Genomic DNA, 21,648 nt, shown 5'->3' on the forward strand with positions numbered 1-21,648 from the left:
TTTATGCGAATTGAATACGGCCTGCCTTTCCTCTTTTGCAAAACGTGTGCCAAGGTAACCTACCACCCTGTTTCGTCACGATCGTCTAAAATATTTGACGCAATTATCGAAATGTGTTTAATTTATTGGAAAGTGTAAAATTTTTATTACACAAAGAAAGGCGGTGTTGATGATGAAACATAAGCTGCCTGCACTGGAACAATTGATGAAGACGGATCTGACCCTCCTCGATGATGTCCACACATACCCTGCTGTCCGGCCTGACCACTCCCTTGTCTCGCTGATCCCCTTGTTTCGCAAGCACGAACGTATCCTTGTCAAAGACCAATCCGGCTGCCTCCTCGGTTATCTGGAAAAGTCCGATGTGCTGGAGGCCGTGCTGGAAAGCTATCTCTACCTGGAAGCCTATTTCCATACGATCCTGCAAACCATGGATGCCTCCGTCACAGTGATCGATGAAAACGCTAATATCGTCGTTTGGACACAGGGGGCGGAGCAGATTTTCTCCCTGAAGGCGGAAGAAGCGATCGGCAGGCCCATCACCCGGTTCTTCCCCCCGGAGATGATTCAGACGCTCAAGACGCTGCGCACGGGGGAATCGGTCTACCGCCGGCAGCATCAGCCGCGCGAAGACCTGTTCGTGCTGATCAATACCAACCCGGTGCGGCTGAACAACCGCATCGTCGGCGCGGTAGCGGCGGAGACGGATATCACCAGCCAGGTGCGTCTCAACCAGGAGCTGTACAACGCTACCAGAAAGGTGCACCATTTGCAGCAGGAGATGGCCAAGCTGAGCCCGGCGTCCGATCCGTTTGCCTCCATCAAGGGGACAAGCCCGGCCATCCGGCAGATCAAGGAACTGATCAGGAAGCTGGGCACCACCTCCGCCCCCGTCCTCTTCCTCGGGGAAAGCGGCGTCGGCAAGGAGCTGTTCGCCAAGGCGACGCATGATATCCGGGAAAAAGCGGGGGCGCCCTTCATTGCCATCAACTGCGGGGCGATTCCCCCGACCCTGTTCGAAAGCGAGCTGTTTGGCTACGAAAAAGGGGCCTTCTCGGGAGCGGACCAGAAAGGCAAGAAAGGGATGATCGAGCTGGCGCGCGGCGGCACCCTGTTCCTCGATGAGATCGGCGAAATGCCGCTCGACATGCAGGTGAAGCTGCTCCGCGTCCTGCAGGAGAAAAAATATTATGCCGTCGGGGGCACCCGCCAGATCGAAGCGGATTTCCGTGTGATCGCCGCCACCAACAAAGACCTGGAGGCGCTGGTCAAGGAGGGCAGATTCCGCGAAGACCTGTTCTACCGCCTCAATGTGGTTACCATCAAAATACCGCCGCTGCGCGAGCGGATCGAAGACATTATCGAATTAACCCACTACTTCCTCTACGAATTCTCTCTGCTGTACGGCAGGGCCATTCAGGGGGTCTCGCAAACCGTGATGCAGGATCTTCTCCATTACAGCTGGCCCGGCAACATCCGCGAGCTGCGCAACACGATCGAACGCCTGGTCGTGTTTGCCACGGACGGGATCATCAAGGAAGAAGATCTGCCCTTTTCCGTCCAGGCCCGGCAGAAGAACGTTCCCCCCGCATTTGCAGGCGGACGGATGGCGCTGCAGGAGGAACTGGACCAGCACGAACGGCAGGTTATTCTGCTTGCGCTGGAACAGGAGAACGGCAACAAGCAGGCGGCCGCCAAGCGCCTCGGCATCTCCCGGGCCACCCTGTACAACAAGATGCACAAGCTGAAAATCCCGTTCTCATGACTGCAGCGATTTTCGCCTGGAGGGCCGTCCCTTCTTCCGCTTCGGGGGAATGGGCACCACCTTTCCCTTTTTCCCGCCCATGAGAATCTCATTGAGAATCCGAATCGCTTCCACTGTCGATACCTCCCGCTTCTCTCCGGGCGGCTTACGCTCCCAGATACGCTTTCACGATTTTCTCGTCGCGGTACAGCACGTCTGCTTCGTCTTCCATGATGATCCGGCCGGTTTCCATCACATACCCCCGATGGGCCAGCCGAAGCGCGGCCTTCGCGTTTTGCTCGATCAAAAGGATCGTCACGCCCTGCCTGTTGATCTCGGCGATAATCGCCATGATCTCCTGCACGACGATCGGGGCGAGCCCCATGGACGGCTCGTCCAGCATCAACAGCCTGGGTCTTGCCATCAATCCCCGGCTGATGGCCAGCATCTGCTGCTCGCCGCCGCTCAGGGTACCGGCCAATTGCTTGGCCCGCTCCTTCAAGCGCGGAAACAGCGCGAATGCCTGCTCGATGCCCTCTTTCACCAGCCGCTTCTCTTTGCGGATGGTAAAGGCGCCCAACTCCAGGTTTTCCAGCACGGTCAGGCCGGAAAAGATGCGCCTGCCTTCGGGCACATGAATCACGCCGCGCTCGGCGATCCGGTGCGGTGCCAACCCGCGGATCGATGCGCCCTCCCATTCGATGCTGCCCTCCTCTGGGAGAAGCAAACCGGAGATGGCCTTCAGCGTCGTGCTTTTTCCCGCGCCGTTGCTGCCCAGCAGCGCCACGATCTCGCCCTGCCTCACCTGCAGATTGATGCCTTTCAAGGCGCGAATTTTCCCGTAGCCGGCGTGAAGATTGGAGATGTTCAGCAGCACCTGTGCATCCATCTAGGCTTCCTCCCTTCCCAAATAGGCTTCGATGACGCGCGGATCGCGCAGCACCTCGTCCGGTTTGCCTTCGGCGATTTTCCGGCCGTAATCCAGCACGGTCACCTTGTCGGAGATGCGTTTGATAAGACCCATGTCATGCTCGATGATCAGCACGGTGATGCCCAGGCTGTCCCGGATCTCCCCGATCAGGCGGATCAGCTGTTCCTTCTCTTCGTAATTGAGCCCGGCAGCCGGTTCGTCAAGCAGCAGGACCTTCGGTTGGGTCGCCAGCGCCCGGGCGATTTCCAGCTTGCGCTGCGCCCCGTACGGCAGGGCTTTGGCCGCCCGACCCGCATATTCCTCAATGCCGACAAAGCGGATGCACGCTTCCGCCGTCTCCGTGATCAGCCGCTCTTCCTGCCGCTGCCGGCCGGTCCGGAAGATCGCCCCCCAGACCCCCTGCCGCGTCCGGCTGTGCATCCCCGATTTCACATTGTCCAGGACGCTCAGGTTGGGAAACAGGCGCAGATTCTGAAAGGTGCGCGCGAGGCCCAGCCGGGTGATCTCGCTCGGCTTCCTGCCGACCAGATCGTCGTCCCCGAGCCGGATCCGCCCTTCCGAGGGCTGGTAAAAGCCGGTGATCATGTTAAACACCGACGTCTTGCCCGCTCCGTTCGGCCCAATCACGCTGGCAATCGTCCCCGCCTCCACGGCAAAGGAGAGATTGCTGACGGCGACCACCCCGCCGAAGCGCAGCGTCAGATTCTGTACGCTCAATATCGCCATGATGCTCCTCCTCTTCTACATCGGAACGGACTTGGCCCCATCCCCGGCGGCTTCCCGTTCGTCGGCCGCCTGCTCCTGTCCGGCAGGCCAGAGACCCTGCGGCCGATAGATCATCATCAGAATCAGGGCCGCTCCGAATATCAGATAACGCCATTCCTCCGCGGACCGCAGCATCTCCGGCAGCGCAATCACCAATACCGCGCCGAGCGCCACGCCGGAAATGCTTCCCAAACCTCCGAGCACGACCGCCAGCAGGATCATGATCGACTGCATGAAGCTGAAGCTGAGCGGCGCGATCGCGCTCATCTTCACCGCAAACACACAGCCGGCCAGGCTGCCGATGATCGCGCCGATGGAGTAGGCCAGCAGCTTCATCCGCACCCGGTCGATCCCCATCGCTTCCGCTGCGTCCTCGTCTTCGCGGATGTACGCCCAGGCGCGGCCGATGCGGGAGCGGCCCAGCCGGGAGACCGCCGCGATGACGAGACAGGCGATGATCAGCATCAGGAAGTAGAAATCTTTCTGGCTGGAAAAGGGATAGCCGCCGATGGCCGGGCGGGGAATGCCGTAAATCCCGGATGCGGAACCCGTGATGCTCAGATTAATCGCCAAAATGCGGATGATCTCCCCGAACCCCAGCGTGACGATCGCCAGATAATCGCTGCGCAAGCGCAGGGTGGGCGCTCCGATGACCACCCCGAATCCCGCGGCAAGCAGCGCGGCGACAGGCAGCGTCAGCCAGAAAGACCAGCCGTACACCGTCATCAGAATGCCCGTCGTATACGCCCCCACCGCAAAGAACGCGGCGTATCCCAGATCAAGAAGCCCGGCGAAGCCGACGACGATGTTCAGCCCTTGGCCGAGCACGACATAGAACAGCGCCAGGGTCGCCACATCCAGCCAGTAGTTGTTGCTGACAAACGGCAGCAGAATTGCGGCCGCCAGCAGCAGGAGACGCAGCAGCTTGGTGGTTTTGGGTCCCATCGCTTACATCCTCTCCGTCACTTTTTCGCCAAGAATGCCCGTCGGCTTGCACACCAGGATCACGATCAAAATGGAGAAGGCGACGACATCTTTCCACGATCCGCCCAGCACCAGCGTGCCGGCCGTCTCGATCAGGCCGAGCAGAAGCCCACCTACCATCGCCCCCGGCAGATTGCCGATCCCTCCCAGCACCGCCGCGGTGAATGCCTTCAAGCCGATGATGAAGCCCATCATGAAATTGATCGTTCCGTAATAAGCGCCCGCCATGACACCCGCTCCGGCAGCCAGCGCAGCCCCGATGAAAAAGGTGAGCGCAATCACCCGATGCACATCGATGCCCATCAGGCTGCTCGCCGTCTGATCCAGAGCGATGGCCCGCATCGCCTTGCCGTAGATGCTGTGCCGGACGAACAACTGCAATCCGGCCATCAGGAGGACCGAGATCGCGATGATCGCCACCTGCGTATAGGTGAGCTGCGCCCCCCCAAACGACCAGCCGGTCTGCGGCAGCTGCAGCGGATACACCTGGTACTGCGCGCCCCAGATCGCCATGGAACCGTTTTCCAGAATAAGCGACACCCCGATGGCCGTGATCAGAATGGAGAGACGCGGTGCCAACAGCAGCGGACGGTAAGCGATCCGCTCGATCCCCATCCCGATGACGCCCACAACGGTCATCGTCAAGAGCAAAACAACCGCGATGCCCAGCAGGCCGGCCGCCCCCTCCCCGTTGCCCGTCACGAGGGAAAGCAGGCTGTAGCCTATGAATGCGCCCAGCATGTAGAGATCGCCATGGGCGAAGTTAAGGAGCTTAATGATGCCAAATACCATGGTGTAGCCCAGCGCGATCAGACTGTAAAACGCGCCGATCACCAGTCCGTCTATCAAGGTTTGCACGAGTGTATTCATGTGACCTCCTGCTTGTCCGGCGGCAGAGCGACCGTCAGGATGGAAGGTTCCTTCCCAACGGTCGTTCCAAGCGGCCGCCTGTCGTTATTTCGCCAGCGTAAACTTGCCGTTTTCCACCTTCAGGATGGCGAAGTTGGATTCGTTCAGCGTGTTTTGGTCATTGAAAGTGATCGTTTCCCCCAATGCTTTGAAATCTTTCGTCTCCTTGAGCGCCTTTTTCACGGCTTCATGATCCGTGGAATTGGCCCGCTTCAAGGCGTCCGCCAGCAGGTTCATCCCGTTGTACGTGAGCGCGGAGAACGGCCCGGGCGCCAGGTTGTAAGCCTGCTTGTATTCCTTGACGAATTCTTCCGCTCCCTCGATGAATTCTGCGGTCGGCGTCGCGGAGATCAAGGCCCCTTCCGCGTTCTCCGGCCCGGCGATCTTGATCAGGTCTTCGCTGAACGAACCGTCTCCAGCCATGAACAGGCCCGGCACCCCTTTCTGCTTGAACTGCTTGATCATCAGCCCACCCGCCGCATAATAGCCGGTGAAATAGGTGGCGTCCGGCGACAGTCCCTTTAATTTGGTTGCCAGGGCGCTGAAATCTTTCTCTTCCGGATTGATCGCTTCATAGGCGATGACGCTGCCGCCCGCCTTCTCGATTTGCGCCTTGGCGGAGTCGGCCATATCCTTGGCATAGGCCGAGTTGTCGTGCACCAGCGCAATCCTTTTCGCGTTGTGAGCCATGAAATACTCGGTTGCCTTCTGCGTCTGATCGGGCACCAGGCCGTTGATCAAGAAGAGCGTGTCATACCCTTGGGCGGGCAGTTTCGAGGAGTTGGCCGCCGTTACGATCATCGGTATGTTGGCGTTTTTGAACACGCCGGAAGCCGGCAGTGTGGCGCCGGAACAGTAGCCGCCCACCACCGCCGTGACATTGAGCGAAACGAGCTTGTTGGCGGCGCTGGTCGCCATCTGCGGATCACAGCCGTCATCCGCCACCTCGATCTTCAGCTTCCTGCCGAGCACGCCGCCCGCCTCGTTCAGTTCCTTCACCGCCATGTCAAGCGCATTGTACATATCCTTGCCGTCCGTCGCATTGTTGCCCGTCATCGGCAAAATGGCGCCGACCACGATTTCTCCGCTGTCGGCCCCCTGCCCCGAGCCGCCCGCACCGAACCCGGACGATCCTCCCCCACACCCGCTGACCACGCATGCGAGCAGCAGCGACAGCACACCGATGTTTTGCCAGATTCGTTTCATGGAAATCCCCCCATTTTCATTTTGAGAATTTTTGCAATTTCAAAATATTGCAACACCCGTGCCAATACCCTGGACGAAGCAGCAGCCCCTTTTTCTGTATAAAAGCCTGTACACCAAACGCTGGCGTGTATAAAGAATTGGTCAGTTGCCCCCTTTTCGGCCATGCGAGGCAGGGCGCGTCGATACATCCTGCTGTCGGCACGATACTTGCAAAAACGGGTGGGCAGCGGAGAAAGGGAGGAATCTGCACATGGATCAAGGAAACATCGTGATTTGCCGCTGTGAAGAAGTAACATTGAAGGAATTGATCGCCGCGGCGGAAACCTACCGCTGTTCGGCGCGGGAGTTGAAACTGCGGACAAGAGCCGGGATGGGCTGCTGCGGGGGACGAACCTGCCGCCGCTTCATCGACATGGTGGCGCGCCAGGCGACCGGCGAAGCGCCTTCCCACGGGATCCCGCTCGGCTATCAGCCTCCTGTTCGCCCCGTTGCCTTCGGCCAGCTTGGAGGGGTGATTGGATGAGCGCAACCGGACGGATCGAGGAGCATCCCATCCTGGGACCGCTGCCCGAGCGAAGCGTCGTCACGTTCCGTTTCAACGGCGTCCCCATGCAGGCCTACCAGGGGGAGACCATCGCCGCAGCCTTGCTGGCAGCGGGCATCCGCACGCTGCGTCTCCACGAAGAGAAAGGCACGCCCCGCGGCATTTACTGCAACATCGGCCACTGCTTTGAATGCCGCGTCACCGTGAATGGAAGGACGGGGATCCGGGCCTGCCTGACCCTCGTCGAAGAAGGGATGGAGATCACGGCGGGAGAAATCCTGCCGACGCCCTTGAAAAAAGGGGGGCATCCGGCATGACGGACGTGTTGATCGTAGGGGCCGGGCCTGCCGGACTCAGCGCTGCCGCCACCTGTGCGAGGCACGGGCTCTCCGTGCGGGTGGTGGATGAATTCATGAAACCGGGCGGACGCCTGCTCGGCCAGCTGCATGAAGAACCGGACGGCACCTGGTGGAACGGGATCGAGGAAGCCCGCCGCCTGTACGAGCAGGCCGTGGGGCTCGGAGCCAGCGTGGCGTGCGGAGTATCCGTCTACGATGCCGCGCGGGGGGAAGAAGGATGGGTCGTCTCGACGACCGAGGGGATCCTGGAGGCGCCGGTGCTCCTCTTGGCCACCGGCGCGGCGGAAACGGCCCTGCCCCTCCCCGGCTGGACGATTCCCGGCGTGATGTCGATCGGCGCGGCGCAGGTGATGACCAACGTCCACCGGGTCCGGGTGGGAGAGCGCGGGGTGATCATCGGTGTCAATATTTTGGCGGTGGCAATCGCCCGCGAGCTGCAGCTCGCCGGGATCCATGTCGACCGGATGGTGCTCCCGCCGCGCAATCCCGTCACACAGGAGGCCGCCAGCCCGTATCATGTGATGCAATCCCTGCTGCGCGTCGCCCATTTGGCCCCGTCCGCCTTCATCCGTTATGGCAGCAGGCTGGTAAAAAGCGATCCGCTGCTGCGCCTGGCCGTTCGCTGCTATCCAGCTGGCGGCGTGAAGATGTGGCGGATGCCGATCCATCTGCGCACGGCCGCCGTGGAGATTTTGGGGACCTCCAAGGTGGAAGGCGTCCGGCTGGCCCGGGTCTCTCCCGACGGTGAACCGCTCCCCGGCACGGAGCATGACATCCCTGCCGACTTCGTCTGCATCGCGGGCGGACTGCATCCGCTCGCAGAGCTTGCGGCGGTGGCCGGCTGTCCGTTTGCGTATCTGCCCGAGCTGGGCGGACACGTGCCGCTGCACAATGAACGGATGGAAACGCCGCTTGCCGGCCTGTACGTCGCGGGCAACATCACCGGCATCGAGAGCGCCAAGGTTGCCATGGCGCAGGGAGCCGTCGCCGGACTTGCCATCGCGGAGCACCTCGGGCGGCTGCGAGACCGGACTGCATTGGCGGATGCGATCGCCCATGTGAAGCGGGTCCGCCGCAGCGCGACGATCCAGTTTCATCCGGAGATCGGCAGGGGACGGGCCGACGTGGAGCGGATGTTTCAGGAGCAGGGCATTTCGGGCAAATAGCAAGGGTGCGGAAGGGATCATCTTCCCTTTCGCACCCTTTTCGTTTGGGAGCCGCGATGGTTCCATTACAGCAATCGGAACCGTTTCAACTGCTCCAGCAACCGTTCTTTTTGCAGAATCATTTTCTGCTTCGGGCCCATGAGGTCGAACAGCAATCCCCGCCGCTTGCAGACGGCAGGGATGGCTTACTCCTTCACCGCGCCGGAGGTAAGGCCGGAAACGATCCGTTTCTGGAATATCAGCACCATGATGATCAGCGGGACAGTGACGATGATGGAAGCGGCGGAAATTTCCCCCCACGGGATCGTGAACTGTCCCTGAAACATTACAATTCCCACCGGAACCGTCTTCATCATCTCCTTCGTGTTGATGGTCAGAGCGAAGAGGAATTCGTTCCAGGCGGCGATAAACACCAGGATGGCGGTGGTAAACACGCCGGGCATGGCCAGCGGGAAGAACACCTTGACCATCGTCTGCCAGACGGTGGCACCGTCCACTTTGGCCGCTTCCCCCAGATCGACGGGGATCTTGCGGAAAAAGACCGTCAAGTTCCAGATCGCAAGCGGCAGGGCAATGGTCGTGTACGGAATGATCAGCCCCAGATAGCTGTTGGTCAAGCCCGTCGACTGCATAAACATAAAGATCGGCGAGATGGTGGCGATCTGCGGAAACATGGAGACCGCCAGCACAATCCCCAGCACGATGGTTTTTCCCCGGAATTTCAGCCAGGCGATCGCATAGGCGGCGAATGACGCGATCGTGATGGCATACAGCGTGGTCAGGGAAGCCACGATGGTGGAATTGAGCAGATATCGGCCAAACGGGCGCTCCGTAAAGACCAGGCGAAAGTTCTCCCATGTCGGATGCTGGATGATTGCGCTGAATGCCCGTTCCCCGAACAGTTCAGCGGGCGGCTTCAGGGCGGCAATAAGAATCCAGAGGAACGGAAACATGATGGCGAAGACAAACAGGATGAGAAACAGATAAAACAAGGGGCCGGCTTTTTTCTGCATGCTTCTCCCTCCCTATTTGCCGCTGGAGTCGCTGATCAGGTCAGCACCCAGGATTTTGATGTAGCCGATGGAGATCAACGCCACACACACAAAGACGATGACGGCGAGCGCGGACCCTTCCCCAAAGCTCATTTGGGCAAACATGGTTTTGTAGGCGTAGATGGAAATCGTCTCGGTGGAGTTGGCGGGTCCTCCCCCTGTCAGGGCGTAGATCAGGTCAAACACCCGAAACGCATCCAGCGTGCGGAACAGCAGGGCAACCAGAATCGTCGATTTCAGCATGGGAAGCGTAATGCGGAAAAACTGCTGCACCTTGGACGCCCCGTCCACCTCCGCCGCTTCGTACAAGCTGTGCGGGATGGTCTGCAGTCCGGCAAACAACAGCAGGGCCATAAACGGCGTCGTCTTCCACACATCCGCAAAGATGACGGAAAACATGGCGCCCGCTTTCGTCGTCAGCAGCGTTCCCATATCGGCAATCAGGCCGGTCTTTTCAAACAAATAGGCCACGATCCCATTCTGGCCATCGTACAGAAACTTCCACATCAGCGCGGAAATGACCGTCGGAATCGCCCAGGGAACCAGTACGGCAGCCCGGATCAGTCCGCGCCCCCTGAATTGTTTGTTGATCAGCATGGCGATCCATAAGCCCAGGACCAGCTCCACCGCCACCGATACCACGGTAAAGAACAGCGTATTCCAAAGAGCCGCCCACATTCTGCCTTCCGTCAGGAATTGCTTGTAATAGGTAAAGCCGACATAGTTGGGTTCAATGATGGACGAGGATACGCCCTGGATGACGCCCATCGCCCCTTCCGGCTTCTGGAGCATCTTCCCATTGATCATTTCCCTTAACTGCGCCTCGACATTCTCCAGGGTTTTCCGGACAGTCTCGGTCTGTTCATCGGTTAATTCCATATACTTCCATTCCGCTGGGACGGGTTGAAACTGCAGCAGCAGTTGATCGATCTGTTCGTACCGATGCGCAAACTCGCCGATCTGATTGAGCGAGGCATTCATTTGCTCCACCTGCTGTCGCAGCGCCAGGAGCTGATCCTTGGCAGGCCCCTGCGCCGTTTCCGCTTCCTTCTTCAGGTAACGGAGCAAATTCGGCAGGGTATTCACATACCGCTCCATATCCAGGCCATAGGCATTGTGGATCTCCGTCTTCGTCGGGTCGTTTAACCGTATGTCGTGCAGACTGATCCAGAATGAACGTATGACCGGCCAGATCGCGATCACAAGTATGAGCAGCAACGCGGGGAAGATCAGCAGATAGCCCATCTGCTTTTCCGACAATGTTATTCTGCTTTCTCTGTTCATCCGTACATCCGCTACCCTCCCGATGTAAGAAAACCCCGCCGACTGAAGCGAACGCTCTACCCACTCGTCGATCGCGATCGACGAGTGGGGGCCCTTGCTGGTGTCGGCGGGGCCCCCAACCTTTCTTACTTCGCTTTCGTGCTTTAAAGATCTTTAATTTTCCTATATTCTTCAAAGAAAGGACTGCCGCCTCCCAAGGATGCCTGACAAGCATCCCTGGGAGCTTTTCTCCGGCAGCCTTCCTGCTTCTTACTTCTTCATCAATTCTTTCATTTTCGTTTCCATGTTTTGCACCGCTTGTTCAGCCGTTTGCTGGCCTGCAAGCGCTTTCGACACTTCGATTTGGATAACTTCCGAGATTTTCGGATAGATGGGCGTGGTCGGACGGGAAACCGCCGCGCTTACCCCGTTGACAAAGTCCTTGTTGCTGAACAGCGGATTGGCCTTTTGCACCTCGGGATCGTCAAAGACCGGCAGGTACGTGGGCGTAAGGCTGCCATAGATGGCGGAGATCTTTTGCCCCTCCGGACCGGCCATGAATTTCAGCAGTTCCCATGCCTCCTTGGGATGTTTGCTGTACTTGTTGATGCCGCCCATCCAGCCGCCCAGTGCCGCAGCGGAGCGCGTATCCCCCGCCGGAAGCGGTGCCAACCCGATTTTGTCGACAATTTTGGACTGCGCCGGATCCTGCGCAAGCGCATATTGATAAGGCCAGTTGCGGATAAACGCCGATTGACCTTCCAGGAAAGCGGTGTGGGACTCCACTTCGGTAAAGGTGGTGATGTTTTTCGGCACGAAATCGGACTTCACGATCTCCATCATCTTCTTCAGGCCTTTGATGGTGCCGGGATTGTTGACGGCCACATTGCCCTGTTCATCGAGAATCTTGCCCCCGTAGGCTGCGCTGAACTCGATGAAGTTGCAGACCAGCCCTTCATATTGCTTGGCCTGCATGAGGTAGCCGAACTTGGTGCCGCCCTTGCCTTTCAGTTCTTTCGCCTGGGCGATCAGTTCATCCCATGTTTTCGGCGGTTCTTTCACCAGATCCTTGCGGTAGAAGAGCAGCCCGGCATCCACAAACTTCGGCAGCGTCCACTGCTGGCCGCCGAAGTTGCCGGCTTCCATCGCTCCCTTGATGTATTTGTCGGTTTCAATGCCATCCTGTTCGATCAGACGGTCGAGCGGCAGCAGATAACCAGCCTGGGCGAATTCCGCCGGCCAAATCACATCGAGGTCAAACACATCGATCTCGGAAGACTGCGCGCTGAACATGGTGACATACTGGTCATGGCTTTGGCCGGTGTCTGTCGGCATCTCCCGGAATTCCACATCGATGTTCGGATGGGCTTTCTCGAACGCCTCAATCACCTTCAGCGTGGAACCCGTGGCATCTTGCCCCCGTGCGTAGACGATCTTCACCTTTTCCCCGGAGGGTTGGGTGGAGTCGCTTGCCTTGGGTGCTTCTGCGGGCGTCGGCTGCTGCGGTGCGGGCGAGGACGACTGCTGCGGCGTTGACGAACATGCAGCCAGCGAGAAAGCGACGGACAAGGTAAGTCCGACAGACGAAAGTTTTCTCACAACATTCATGACATTCACGCAATGTACCCCCTAACATTTTTCTGCATGTTTTATCGATATGACCCTGGTTGACAGGGCCTATCTTCACAGTTTGACGGCTTCACCCGTTTGGGCGGACAGATAGATGGCGTCGATCAGCCTGTTGATGTACAGCGCCTGTTCCGGCGTGCAGACCGGCGTGTCGGTCCCTTCGATCGAATCGATAAAATTGCGGAACAGCAGGACCCTTTCCTTCTCTTTCTTGGGCTGTATGTCTGTCGTGGCAGGCGCCCCGTTCCACTCGTGATACAGGCTGAGGCGCTCATCCAGCAGGTGGAGCGAGGTTCCTCCTTCGCTGCCGTAGAGATGCAGGAAAACGTTTTCCTTTTCGATATGGGAAGCCCAGCTGGCATCCAGATTCAGCGTGAATCCGTTTTCAAAAGTGATCATCGCCACCGCCAGATCTTCCACGTCGTAGTAGCCGCCGTCATCGATCCTTCCCCATTCCGACAGGCCCCGTTTGCGCGGGCCGAACTGGGCGTACGTTTGACCGAGTACGGTAACCGGCTTCGGGTGTCCCACCAGCCATAAGGTTAAATCCAGCATATGCACGCCGATATCGATCAGCGGACCGCCACCCGCCATCTCCTTGCGGGTAAACCAGCTTCCCCAGCCGGGAATCCCGCTGCGGCGCACCCAGCCCGCCTTGGCATGGTAGACATGCCCCAGCTTCCCTTCATCCAGCAGCCGCTTGACGTAACGGGCTTCGCTGCGAAAGCGGTTGTTTTGCCCCACCATCAGGATGGTGCCCGCGTTTTTGGCCGCGGCGATCATCTCTTCCGCCTCCTGGCTGTTCATCGCCATCGGCTTTTCGCAGAGGACGTGTTTGCCCGCCGCCAGGGCCGCCTTCGCCGCTGCGGCATGCAGATAGTTGGGGACGCAGATTACCACGGCGTCCGTCTCCGTCTCTTCCAGCATCTTCCGATAGTCGGCAAAGACGCGGGGGATGTTGTGGCGGGCGGCCCGCATTGCGGCCGTCTCCTCCGACACATCCGCAATGGCGACCACCTCCGCTCGCGGTTCGTCCCTGATCGCCTCCAGATGGGCCTCCGAGATGCCTCCTGCTCCGATGATGCCGATTTTCCACTTGCGCTGTCCTGTCATGTTTCCCCTCCTGTTTCTAGGCGCTTCTGCGTCGAAATCCTTCCCCGGTTCAAAAGCCCCGCCGACTGAAGCGAACGCTCTGCCCACTGCCGATAGCGAACGCTCCACCCGGCGAGCGCCGGGCCATGGGCGATGGCGGAGCCGTTCCACGTCAACTCCGGGTGCCCGGCGGGTCTATACCCACCAGAGATTTTTTACCGGCTCCCTCAACATGACCTGCTGCAGATTGGCAACGGCCCGCTGAAAGCCTTCTTCGATCGACATCAGGGCATCCTCATGCTCGATGCTGATCACGTAATCGTAGCCGTACAGGCGCAGGGCGCTGATCATGTTGGCCCATGTCTGCTGGTCGTGCCCGTAGCCGACGGTGCGGAAGTACCAGGCCCGCTCCGTCAGATCGGCATAGGAGGTCATGTCCGTCAGCCCATGCAGATTTACTTTTTCCTGATCGATGTACGTATCCTTGGCATGGAAATGGTGGATCGCCTTTTCCCTGCCGAGAATCTTGACCGCGGCTACCGGATCGATGCCCTGCCACCACATGTGGCTGGGGTCGAAGTTGGCGCCGATTACCTCGCCCACCTGCTCGCGGAGCCGCAGGAGCGTTCCGGGCGTATGGACGAGAAAGCCGCCGTGCATCTCAAGGGCAACCTTCACGCGGTGGGAAGCGGCATAGGCACCCCATTCCCGCCAGTAGGGGATCAGCTTCTCCTCCCACTGCCACTTGAGGACGTCGCGATATTCGTTGGGCCACGGCGCTACCGGCCAGTTCGGGTATTTGGCCCCTTCATGGTCGCCCGCCGTACCCGAGAAGCAGTTGACCACGGGCACTTCCAGCCTTTCCGCCAGCTGCACCGTCTTGACGAAGGTCTCATGCGAAGCCTTCGCAAAGTCCTTGTCCGGCGTCAGCGGATTGCCGTGGCAGCTGAGCGCGCTGATGATCAGTCCGCGGTCCTCCACCGCTTTCTTGTAGGCGCGCAGCTTGTCGGGATTCTCCAGCAGCTCATCCGGATTGCAGTGGGCACTGCCGGGATAGCCGCCCGTGCCGATCTCCACCGCCTCCAATCCGGCCGCTTTGACATAATCCAGCATTTCTTCGAATGACTTTTCTCCAAACAAAACGGTAAACACACCAAGCTTCATGCCGCTCCACCCCTTTTTCCTCAATTGCACAACCTTTTTCACAAATATCGCGCTATGTTGGTAAAGCGCTTACACTTTGGCGGATCACCAGGCTGTGGGGCACCGTGCTGATTCTCTCCACCGGCTCGCTGCGCAGCTGTTTGAGCAAATTCTGTCCGGCTGCCTGTCCGTACATGTACGGATCGTTGTGGACCGTGGTCAGCATGGGCCGGGTAAGCGAGGCGATCTCCAGATTGTCAAACCCCATGACAGAGATGTCCTCCGGGACGCGGATCCCTTGATCGTGCAGGTAGTTCATCGCACCGACCGCCATCAGGTCTGTCGCGACAAAGACGGCAGTTGGCCTCTCCGCCGCCTGCATGATGCGGGCCATCGCTTCGTACCCGCTCTTGGCGGTGAAATCCCCCTCCGCCACGTAGCCGTCCGGGATGGAGAGACCGTGCGCCCGCATGGCCTTCCGGTAGCCGCCCAAACGGTCCAGCCCGCACGGCGGATCCCACAGCGGCCCCGGGATGCAGGCGATGCGCCGATGCCCCTGCGAAATCAGATAGGAGGTGGCATCGAATGCGGCCTGCACGTTGTTGACGTTCACGGTGGGTATGTCGTAGCCGGGCAAATCATGGCCCGTGACGACCAGGGGAACCTGATTCTCCTTCAGATAATGGCCGTGTTCGTCCAGGAAATGGACGCTGCCCACGATAATGCCATCCACCTGCTTCTCCTTGAAGAGCCGCAGGTACTTCAGCTCCTTTTCCACCTCTTCGTCGGTAATCGCCAGAAACAGGCTGTAGTCGTACTCACTGATGACGCTGTCGATGCCATACAACAGTTGGGAAAAAAAATTGTTGGCGATATCCGGGATCATCACCCCGATGAGCCGCGTCTCCTTGCTGACCAGGCTTCTGGCCACCGCATTGGGCTGAAAGCCGGTCTCTTCCACGATTCGCATCACCTTTTCCCGCAGTTCCGGGCTGACCGGCTTCGAGTTGTTCAGGACGCGGGAGACGGTGGCGATCGATACATTGGCCAGTTGGGCGATGTCTTTAATGGTGACAGAAATGGTTCTTCACTCTCTTTCCGCAGCAATCAGGAAAACAGGAAAACGTTTTCCTATCCAAAAAATAACACCGGGCATTTGCTTTGTCAATATTTTGTGAATTCTTTTTTTGGAGACGGCTCCTGTTTGCCAATTGGGCAGATGCCTTCAGCCCCCTCTTCTGCCTACCGCCTTTTATGGTTAAAATGAGGGAAGGATCACTCATAGGCTCCAATTGACCGAAAGGATGGAGAAAACGATGTCAATGCCTGTTTCCATACCCGATCTATCAGCAAGACCCTTTCATCTGACGGTGGAACGTTTGATGGAATCATCGCCCGACATCCTGTTCCGGGCGTGGACGAAGCAGTTCGACCGTTGGTTTGCGGCGCCGGGAACGGTGATCATGGCAGGAGAAGTCAACACCGTCTTCTTCTTTGAGACCATCTTCACATCCGAGACGCAGGAGGTACAGCGTCATCCCCATTACGGGCGATTTCTGAGGCTGGAACAGGATCGTCTCGTCGAATTGACGTGGGTGACAGGGACAGCGGGAACAAAGGGAGCGGAGACGGTTGTCACGATTGAGCTTGAGCCCCGCGGCAGCGGCACGCTTTTGCGTCTTACGCATGCCGGTTTTCCGGATGAGGAGTCGAGGGATCGGCACGAACAGGCATGGCCGTTTGTACTGGAGCAGCTGGACAAGCAGATGATGGCAGGTACTTGATTTGGGGCATGGAGGAATGGGGCCAGGCGAGCTCCTTTGACGACCGACTCAGCGGAGAAACAAAGACGCGGGGTCCCAGGGGGCGTGAGTCTCACTTCGCCGAGACGCCCAGATGTTGAGCCCCCTGCCCGCGTCGCGTTTCGGAGCGGACACGGCCCACTTCCTCGCGGGTCGTCAAGAGAGCGAGCAGGAACCATTACCCATGATCGACCGACTTTGTCGGCACACTGACGCCCCGTTATCCAGTAACGGGGCGCTTCGCCATGCTTGTTCACGCCGGCAGGAAAGGCTTCGCCCGTTCTTCCGGGACAAACCCGTAGTCAACCAGTTCCTGAAAAAAACGTACGTCCAGCATGTGATCGCCCCGGAGTCCACGATCCGGTTTGACCGCGAAATGCTTGTGCCAATACAGCTGTGCCAGCAGGTATTTTCGCGCATTCCCCTCCTGCGCCAGCTGATCCTCCGCCTCGTCCACCAGGCAGGAAAGCGTATACAAATCAACCATCTGGTCGGCGATCGTTTTGCATTTGTAGGTGATGTATGCTTCCGGCTGCTGCATGAGCCAGGCCACATTCTCCCGCAGCTGGTCCGCCTCCTCCAGCAATCGCCTGGCAAACGGCTGCGACAGCGGCTGCTTCCACTGCCGGACCCTCTCCCGGATCAGCCGGTCGAACGCCACATGCCCCTCCTCTTTTCTCATCACCCGGAGCAGGTCGAGCCCCAGAATGTTGGCCGTCCCTTCCCACACGGTCAGAACCTGGGCGTCGCGCAGCAGGCGGGGGGTCACATACTCCTCGATGTATCCGTTGCCCCCATGGACTTCGATGGCGGTATGGGCGGAACTGATCGCTTCTTCTCCCGTCCGGTACTTCAGCAGCGGAATGAGAACGCGGGCCAGCCGGCGTTCCTCCTCCGTCGCGCTGCCGTAGGTCTGCACCTTGTCATAATAATGGATCATGTCAAACACCGCGCCGGTGCTGGCCTCCGCATTCAGCAGCAGGGAGACGAGCATATCCCGCACCATGGGAAAATCGGTGATCGGCGCGCCAAACGCCTGCCGGTAGGCGGCGTAATACCTGGCTTCATGGAAAGCCCGCCGCATGATGCCGACGGAAGCGACCGCATTGCAGATCCGGGAGATATTGAGCGCTTCCGCCATATACCGAAAGCCGTTCTCCGCCTCCCCGATCAGATACCCTTCCGCCCCTTCCAGCAGCACTTCCGCGGAGGGAACGGCATTGACGCCCAGCTTCTCTTTCAGGCGGCGGACGGAGATGCTGTTTTTCTCCCCGTTCGGTTTGATCCAGGGAACGAGAAACAGGCCCAGCCCTTTTGTCCCCGGCCGCTCCGGATTAACCCGCGCCAGGACGGTGGCCACCATCGCTCCCGCATTGCTGGCAAAAAATTTTTCCCCGGTGAGCTGATACACCCCGGGCCGCCCCTCCACCGGAACCGCAACCGTCGCGTTGGCCCCCACATCGGAACCTCCCTGCCGCTCCGTCAGCCAGGTGGCTCCCTCGTACAGCGAATCGTATTCTTTGGAGGTCAGCCCTTTGCCATACCGCTCCTTCAGTTCCTGACTGCCGAAGCGGTCCACCAGATACGCGGCCGACATCGTCAGGGTGACCGGACAATAGAAGCCGGGCTCCGTCTGGGAAACGAGATAGCCCATCAGGTAGGAATAGAGGTACGGGGCTTTTTCGCCCACTTCCGGCACCGGATGGTAGAGATAGTGCACGATCCCCGCGCCATACACCTCGGCGGCCGTCTGCTTGTAACCGTCATTGGTGATAATCTCCGAGATGTCTTCCCCCAGCCTGTTGTATTTGCGCAGGCGGGGCTTACCTTCCCGATCCGTAAATGCCGCCCTTTCATCCATCGGGCCTGCCGCAAGCGCCCCCATCCTGCCGAGCTCGCGGGCCGCCCACGCTTGAAAATGAGGCGGCAGATAGCGGCGCAGCAGATACTGGATGTTGGGATCAGCCGTAAAGAAATTGTCTGTCTGCCGGTCGCGTTCCGGGGGAATATTGTCGGCGTACGCCCTTTCGTTAACCAGCGCCTGTACGTTTGTCATCCTTCTTCCCTTCCTTTCTTTTCTCTCAGCCCATGTTTCACGACTTTGCCGCTGGCGATCCGCGGCAGGATCTCCGCAAGCCTGGGCAGCTTGTCATCCGCTGTAAAGGAGGGCATGACGGCCGGTGCCGCCGGATTTGCACGAATTTTCCGAACGGCACAACCATGCAAAGTTCATGGCCCTTCCATTTCCTTATGCTGGAACTGCCTTCTCTCTACAATGTAAAACACCTCCGCTGCATAATCAACGGAGGTGTTCAAATTCCGTTACAAAATGTTATTTCGCCGCCGCTTCCTCCCGCCTGCCCACACAACGGGTGATCCGCAGCAATTCGTCCGTCATCGCCTCGATCCGCTCCAGCGCATCCTGGTTGACCAGCCGGAGGTTCTCGTCAAAATGCTCCGGGTCCACCACGATCTGGTCAGGCAGCGCCAGCGTGTAGAGGCCGCGCAGCACCTGCCGCAGGCTGTTCAGCGCATTGATCCCGCCTTTTCCACCGCCGGCAGCGGCACCGATGATGGCCGGTTTTCCCTTGAACTGCTTGCCTCCCAGGAAATCGAGCGCATTCTTCAGGGCTCCGCTCATGCTGCCGTGGTACTCGGGGGTGCAGATAATGAAGGCATCCGCCTGCTCCGCGAAGGTGATCAGCTTTTTCACCGTTGCCGTTTCCATTTCCGCTTCGCTGCCGGTATAGACTGGAAGCATATCTTTGCCCACATCGAACGGCAGGATCTCCACCCCTTTTTTCGTCAGCGCCTGTTCAAATGCTTTCGTCAACTCGCGCGTGCGGGACATGGCTCGTGCTCCGCCGTTGATCACCATGATTTTCATGACGATTCCTCCATTTCATTCCAAGTCTCCTGGATTCAGCTTCCATTTCCCCGTTCCCGGGCTACAGCCTCGGCTGAAAGATGGAATCGGCTGCGCGCCGATCCCGGGTCATGGGCCCCACCTGCCGCCGAATCTTTCTTTCCCATTTTACTATCTTTTGCTACACTCGGCTACTATCGGCGAGTCCCACGGAGAATCCCACCCGCCATGCCGCCACCGCTTCAGCCGGGATGCTGCACGTTCAGTATTTTGCTTTGACGGCGATCAGGGAGACACCGGCGGCAATGCCCGAAAGACAAAGCACCAGATACAGCGCATCCCTGAGCGTGTAACCGGGGTAAATCTCCGGAGTCGCCCAGTTGCACAAGGTGATGAGCGCGATGACGCCCAGCACGATCACGCCATACGCAATGCCATAGGTCCTCCTGAGGATAAATTGTCCCCGTTCGTCCCTTCCCTCCCTCACCTGGAACCACATCACATAAAGAATACTAGCGCCGAACAGGACCGACAAAACGATCATCACAGCATCTTTCATGACAGTTCCTCCCTTATTTCGTATTGGAACACCTGGTTGATATCCACTTCAAACAGCCGCGCGATTTCGAAGGCAAGGATCAACGAGGGATTGTACCGATTCGCCTCGATCGAGATGATCGTCTGTCGGCTAACCCCCAGCCGATCCGCCAGTTCCTGCTGCGTCCACCGCCGCGATGCACGCAAGGCCGGCAGCTCGTTTTTTAGACAACCGTTGCGCTTCACCCATCCATCACCCCCTATGTTCCATCATATTCCAGTTATTGTCTTTTGTAAACTATTTTTTACATTTTGTAAAATAAATATTACATATCCACTCCCATGAAACATTTCCGCCGCTGATGCCGTCCAATTGCAGGACGCTTCATGAAAAAGGATCGAGGAGGAGAAACATGAAACGATTGATCGGCCTGCTGCTGGCGGCAAGCGTGCTCGTGACAGGCAATCATCCCGCCGTCTCGGCCAGAGAGCCTGACGTGACGGTAAAAATCAACGGCGCCGTGCAGACGTTTGACGTCCCGCCCGTGATCAAAAACGGGCGTGTGCTTGTGCCGTTCCGCAAAATCTTTGAAAGCCTGGGGGCCCAGGTAGCGTGGGATCCGAAAACAAGAACGGTAACGGCGACCAAGGAAGCGGTGGGCAATATCGTCATGCAGATCGGTTCGACGACGGCCTATGTCCGCTCGTCTTCCATGGGAGAAGCAAAGGAGTATCCCGTCGGCCTGGATGTCCCTGCCGAAATCCGGAATGGACGGACGCTGGTGCCGCTCCGCTTTGTCAGCGAAAGTTTCCGCGCCAAAGTGGAATGGGTTCCCAACCAGCGGCTTGTCCTGATCACGACCGCCCAGCCCGCATCGTTTCTGAAGGACAGCGTGCTGGAGCAGGCCATCCGTGAGCGGCTCAACAAACCGACAGGGCCTCTTACCAAGGAGGATCTGACATCCCTGGATTCGCTCATGCTTATGGGCGTCAAAGACCTGACCGGCCTGGAGCATGCGACCAATCTCAAACACCTGTTCCTTAATGCGGCGCAGGCGGCTCATCTGGACGTCCTGGGCTCCCTTTCCTCGCTGGAAGAGTTGAGCCTGGATTATGTCCAGACCAAAGAGATCCGTTTTGTGGAAGGCATGCCGCATTTGCATACCCTCCGCCTGTCCGGTGTGCCGGTGGAGGACCTTACCCCCGTTGGAAAGCTGGCCGAATTGACCAGCTTGACGGTGAATCAGGCGCCGGTCAAGGATATCCGACCGCTCGCCGGTCTCACGCAGCTGCGGGATCTTGACCTGGAGCAAAACCAGATCACGGACCTGGCACCGCTGGCAGGCTTGCCCCAACTGGAACGCCTTACCATCTACAAGAATCCAGTGAAGGACTTGGCGCCGCTTGCCTCCCTCCCCTCTCTGAAGGAAGTCAGCCTGATTGAGATTGCTGTCGATTGGAAGACGGATGCGCAGGCGAACCGGATTCGTCAGCAATTGGAGCAAAAAGGCGTCAAAGTCCAAAAGTGATAGTCATAACCACCGGCTTAGCCGGTGGCTTCCATTAGCCCTATAAGGGCATGTTGCAAGCAAGCGCCTCAAAGGCGCGCTGAAAGTCTGCCAACCGCGTGTTGCCTCGGGCCGGCCCCTAAAGGGG

Annotated in this window: 22 protein-coding genes; 7 read left to right on the forward strand and 15 right to left on the reverse strand. The window is 58.7% G+C overall.

What is annotated here, in order from left to right:
* Positions 1-172 precede the first annotated feature (172 nt).
* Complete coding sequence (locus G3578_RS20080) at positions 173-1,765, forward strand: sigma-54 interaction domain-containing protein (protein ID WP_165215542.1); 1,593 nt, start codon at positions 173-175, stop codon at positions 1,763-1,765.
* 145 nt (positions 1,766-1,910) lie between these two features.
* Here the strand turns inward: G3578_RS20080 and G3578_RS20085 are convergent, their stop codons facing one another.
* The 5 genes from G3578_RS20085 to G3578_RS20100 all read right to left on the reverse strand — a co-directional run bounded on the left by G3578_RS20085 (position 1,911) and on the right by G3578_RS20100 (position 6,539).
* A complete protein-coding gene (locus G3578_RS20085) occupies positions 1,911-2,633 on the reverse strand; it encodes an ABC transporter ATP-binding protein (protein ID WP_165215497.1) in 723 nt (240 codons plus the stop codon).
* A complete protein-coding gene (locus tag G3578_RS20760) occupies positions 2,634-3,401 on the reverse strand; it encodes an ABC transporter ATP-binding protein (RefSeq protein WP_206529902.1) in 768 nt (255 codons plus the stop codon).
* Positions 3,402-3,416: 15 nt separating this feature from the next.
* Entirely contained in the window at positions 3,417-4,385 is a 969-nt protein-coding gene (locus G3578_RS20765) for a branched-chain amino acid ABC transporter permease (RefSeq protein ID WP_206529903.1), read from the reverse strand.
* 3 nt (positions 4,386-4,388) lie between these two features.
* A complete protein-coding gene (locus G3578_RS20095; protein WP_165215499.1) occupies positions 4,389-5,294 on the reverse strand; it encodes a branched-chain amino acid ABC transporter permease in 906 nt (301 codons plus the stop codon).
* 84 nt (positions 5,295-5,378) lie between these two features.
* Positions 5,379-6,539, reverse strand: coding sequence for a branched-chain amino acid ABC transporter substrate-binding protein (locus G3578_RS20100; protein WP_165215502.1), 1,161 nt, complete (start codon positions 6,537-6,539; stop codon positions 5,379-5,381).
* Between the two features lie 250 nt (positions 6,540-6,789).
* Here G3578_RS20100 and G3578_RS20105 point away from each other — a divergent pair, with 250 nt between their 5' ends.
* Genes G3578_RS20105 through G3578_RS20115 form a run of 3 tightly spaced genes read left to right on the forward strand, consistent with a single transcriptional unit; the run spans position 6,790 to position 8,608 of the window.
* A complete protein-coding gene (locus G3578_RS20105) occupies positions 6,790-7,062 on the forward strand; it encodes a (2Fe-2S)-binding protein (RefSeq protein WP_165215504.1) in 273 nt (90 codons plus the stop codon).
* Positions 7,059-7,400 (forward strand): (2Fe-2S)-binding protein, encoded by a 342-nt coding sequence (locus tag G3578_RS20110; protein WP_165215507.1) that lies wholly within the window; start codon positions 7,059-7,061, stop codon positions 7,398-7,400. The genes G3578_RS20105 and G3578_RS20110 overlap by 4 nt, the downstream gene beginning before the upstream one ends.
* Positions 7,397-8,608, forward strand: a complete 1,212-nt coding sequence (locus G3578_RS20115) for an NAD(P)/FAD-dependent oxidoreductase (protein ID WP_165215509.1) — start codon at positions 7,397-7,399, stop codon at positions 8,606-8,608. Before G3578_RS20110 ends, G3578_RS20115 begins: the two co-directional genes overlap by 4 nt.
* 185 nt (positions 8,609-8,793) lie before the next feature.
* Here G3578_RS20115 and G3578_RS20120 read toward each other — a convergent pair whose 3' ends face one another.
* The 6 genes from G3578_RS20120 to G3578_RS20145 form a co-directional block, all read right to left on the reverse strand.
* On the reverse strand, positions 8,794-9,621 hold the full coding sequence (locus tag G3578_RS20120; RefSeq protein ID WP_165215512.1) for a carbohydrate ABC transporter permease: 828 nt from the start codon (positions 9,619-9,621) through the stop codon (positions 8,794-8,796).
* A 12-nt stretch (positions 9,622-9,633) separates the two neighbouring features.
* Positions 9,634-10,944 carry a carbohydrate ABC transporter permease gene (locus tag G3578_RS20125; protein WP_165215514.1) on the reverse strand — a complete coding sequence of 437 codons (1,311 nt, stop codon included), beginning with the start codon at positions 10,942-10,944 and terminating at the stop codon, positions 9,634-9,636.
* Positions 10,945-11,193: 249 nt separating this feature from the next.
* Positions 11,194-12,531: an ABC transporter substrate-binding protein gene (locus G3578_RS20130; RefSeq protein ID WP_165215544.1), complete on the reverse strand. Its 1,338-nt coding sequence runs from the start codon at positions 12,529-12,531 to the stop codon at positions 11,194-11,196.
* Between the two features lie 75 nt (positions 12,532-12,606).
* A complete protein-coding gene (locus G3578_RS20135) occupies positions 12,607-13,665 on the reverse strand; it encodes a Gfo/Idh/MocA family protein (protein WP_165215517.1) in 1,059 nt (352 codons plus the stop codon).
* A 174-nt stretch (positions 13,666-13,839) separates the two neighbouring features.
* Positions 13,840-14,808, reverse strand: coding sequence for a sugar phosphate isomerase/epimerase family protein (locus tag G3578_RS20140; RefSeq protein WP_165215519.1), 969 nt, complete (start codon positions 14,806-14,808; stop codon positions 13,840-13,842).
* A 52-nt stretch (positions 14,809-14,860) separates the two neighbouring features.
* Positions 14,861-15,856 (reverse strand): LacI family DNA-binding transcriptional regulator, encoded by a 996-nt coding sequence (locus tag G3578_RS20145; protein WP_346774041.1) that lies wholly within the window; start codon positions 15,854-15,856, stop codon positions 14,861-14,863.
* On the opposite strand from G3578_RS20145, the gene G3578_RS20150 reads away from it, so the two are divergent.
* A complete protein-coding gene (locus G3578_RS20150) occupies positions 15,816-15,965 on the forward strand; it encodes a hypothetical protein (RefSeq protein ID WP_165215521.1) in 150 nt (49 codons plus the stop codon). The two genes, G3578_RS20145 and G3578_RS20150, sit on opposite strands and share 41 nt — an antisense overlap.
* A gap of 138 nt (positions 15,966-16,103) precedes the next feature.
* Positions 16,104-16,571: an SRPBCC family protein gene (locus G3578_RS20155; RefSeq protein ID WP_206529904.1), complete on the forward strand. Its 468-nt coding sequence runs from the start codon at positions 16,104-16,106 to the stop codon at positions 16,569-16,571.
* Positions 16,572-16,842: 271 nt separating this feature from the next.
* Here the strand turns inward: G3578_RS20155 and G3578_RS20160 are convergent, their stop codons facing one another.
* From G3578_RS20160 to G3578_RS20175, 4 genes are all read right to left on the reverse strand, one after another.
* Positions 16,843-18,645, reverse strand: a complete 1,803-nt coding sequence (locus tag G3578_RS20160) for an acyl-CoA dehydrogenase family protein (protein ID WP_165215525.1) — start codon at positions 18,643-18,645, stop codon at positions 16,843-16,845.
* A 276-nt stretch (positions 18,646-18,921) separates the two neighbouring features.
* Complete coding sequence (locus G3578_RS20165; RefSeq protein ID WP_165215527.1) at positions 18,922-19,476, reverse strand: NADPH-dependent FMN reductase; 555 nt, start codon at positions 19,474-19,476, stop codon at positions 18,922-18,924.
* A gap of 241 nt (positions 19,477-19,717) precedes the next feature.
* On the reverse strand, positions 19,718-20,014 hold the full coding sequence (locus G3578_RS20170) for a hypothetical protein (RefSeq protein WP_165215529.1): 297 nt from the start codon (positions 20,012-20,014) through the stop codon (positions 19,718-19,720).
* Positions 20,011-20,238: a helix-turn-helix domain-containing protein gene (locus G3578_RS20175; protein ID WP_165215531.1), complete on the reverse strand. Its 228-nt coding sequence runs from the start codon at positions 20,236-20,238 to the stop codon at positions 20,011-20,013. Before G3578_RS20175 ends, G3578_RS20170 begins: the two co-directional genes overlap by 4 nt.
* 167 nt (positions 20,239-20,405) lie before the next feature.
* On the opposite strand from G3578_RS20175, the gene G3578_RS20180 reads away from it, so the two are divergent.
* On the forward strand, positions 20,406-21,521 hold the full coding sequence (locus G3578_RS20180) for a stalk domain-containing protein (protein WP_165215533.1): 1,116 nt from the start codon (positions 20,406-20,408) through the stop codon (positions 21,519-21,521).
* Positions 21,522-21,648: the final 127 nt, after the last annotated feature.

The organism is Brevibacillus sp. SYP-B805 (assembly GCF_011059135.1).
GTDB lineage: Bacteria > Bacillota > Bacilli > Brevibacillales > Brevibacillaceae > Brevibacillus_F.

Bases quoted from the DNA above. Each gene is read 5' to 3' on its own strand.
- G3578_RS20080 (WP_165215542.1), top strand. From the start codon at position 173: ATGAAACATAAGCTGCCTGCACTGGAACAATTGATGAAGACGGATCTG.
- G3578_RS20085 (WP_165215497.1), bottom strand. From the start codon at position 2,633: ATGGATGCACAGGTGCTGCTGAACATCTCCAATCTTCACGCCGGCTAC.
- G3578_RS20760 (WP_206529902.1), bottom strand. From the start codon at position 3,401: ATGGCGATATTGAGCGTACAGAATCTGACGCTGCGCTTCGGCGGGGTG.
- G3578_RS20765 (WP_206529903.1), bottom strand. From the start codon at position 4,385: ATGGGACCCAAAACCACCAAGCTGCTGCGTCTCCTGCTGCTGGCGGCC.
- G3578_RS20095 (WP_165215499.1), bottom strand. From the start codon at position 5,294: ATGAATACACTCGTGCAAACCTTGATAGACGGACTGGTGATCGGCGCG.
- G3578_RS20100 (WP_165215502.1), bottom strand. From the start codon at position 6,539: ATGAAACGAATCTGGCAAAACATCGGTGTGCTGTCGCTGCTGCTCGCA.
- G3578_RS20105 (WP_165215504.1), top strand. From the start codon at position 6,790: ATGGATCAAGGAAACATCGTGATTTGCCGCTGTGAAGAAGTAACATTG.
- G3578_RS20110 (WP_165215507.1), top strand. From the start codon at position 7,059: ATGAGCGCAACCGGACGGATCGAGGAGCATCCCATCCTGGGACCGCTG.
- G3578_RS20115 (WP_165215509.1), top strand. From the start codon at position 7,397: ATGACGGACGTGTTGATCGTAGGGGCCGGGCCTGCCGGACTCAGCGCT.
- G3578_RS20120 (WP_165215512.1), bottom strand. From the start codon at position 9,621: ATGCAGAAAAAAGCCGGCCCCTTGTTTTATCTGTTTCTCATCCTGTTT.
- G3578_RS20125 (WP_165215514.1), bottom strand. From the start codon at position 10,944: ATGAACAGAGAAAGCAGAATAACATTGTCGGAAAAGCAGATGGGCTAT.
- G3578_RS20130 (WP_165215544.1), bottom strand. From the start codon at position 12,531: ATGAATGTTGTGAGAAAACTTTCGTCTGTCGGACTTACCTTGTCCGTC.
- G3578_RS20135 (WP_165215517.1), bottom strand. From the start codon at position 13,665: ATGACAGGACAGCGCAAGTGGAAAATCGGCATCATCGGAGCAGGAGGC.
- G3578_RS20140 (WP_165215519.1), bottom strand. From the start codon at position 14,808: ATGAAGCTTGGTGTGTTTACCGTTTTGTTTGGAGAAAAGTCATTCGAA.
- G3578_RS20155 (WP_206529904.1), top strand. From the start codon at position 16,104: ATGTCAATGCCTGTTTCCATACCCGATCTATCAGCAAGACCCTTTCAT.
- G3578_RS20160 (WP_165215525.1), bottom strand. From the start codon at position 18,645: ATGACAAACGTACAGGCGCTGGTTAACGAAAGGGCGTACGCCGACAAT.
- G3578_RS20165 (WP_165215527.1), bottom strand. From the start codon at position 19,476: ATGAAAATCATGGTGATCAACGGCGGAGCACGAGCCATGTCCCGCACG.
- G3578_RS20170 (WP_165215529.1), bottom strand. From the start codon at position 20,014: ATGAAAGATGCTGTGATGATCGTTTTGTCGGTCCTGTTCGGCGCTAGT.
- G3578_RS20180 (WP_165215533.1), top strand. From the start codon at position 20,406: ATGAAACGATTGATCGGCCTGCTGCTGGCGGCAAGCGTGCTCGTGACA.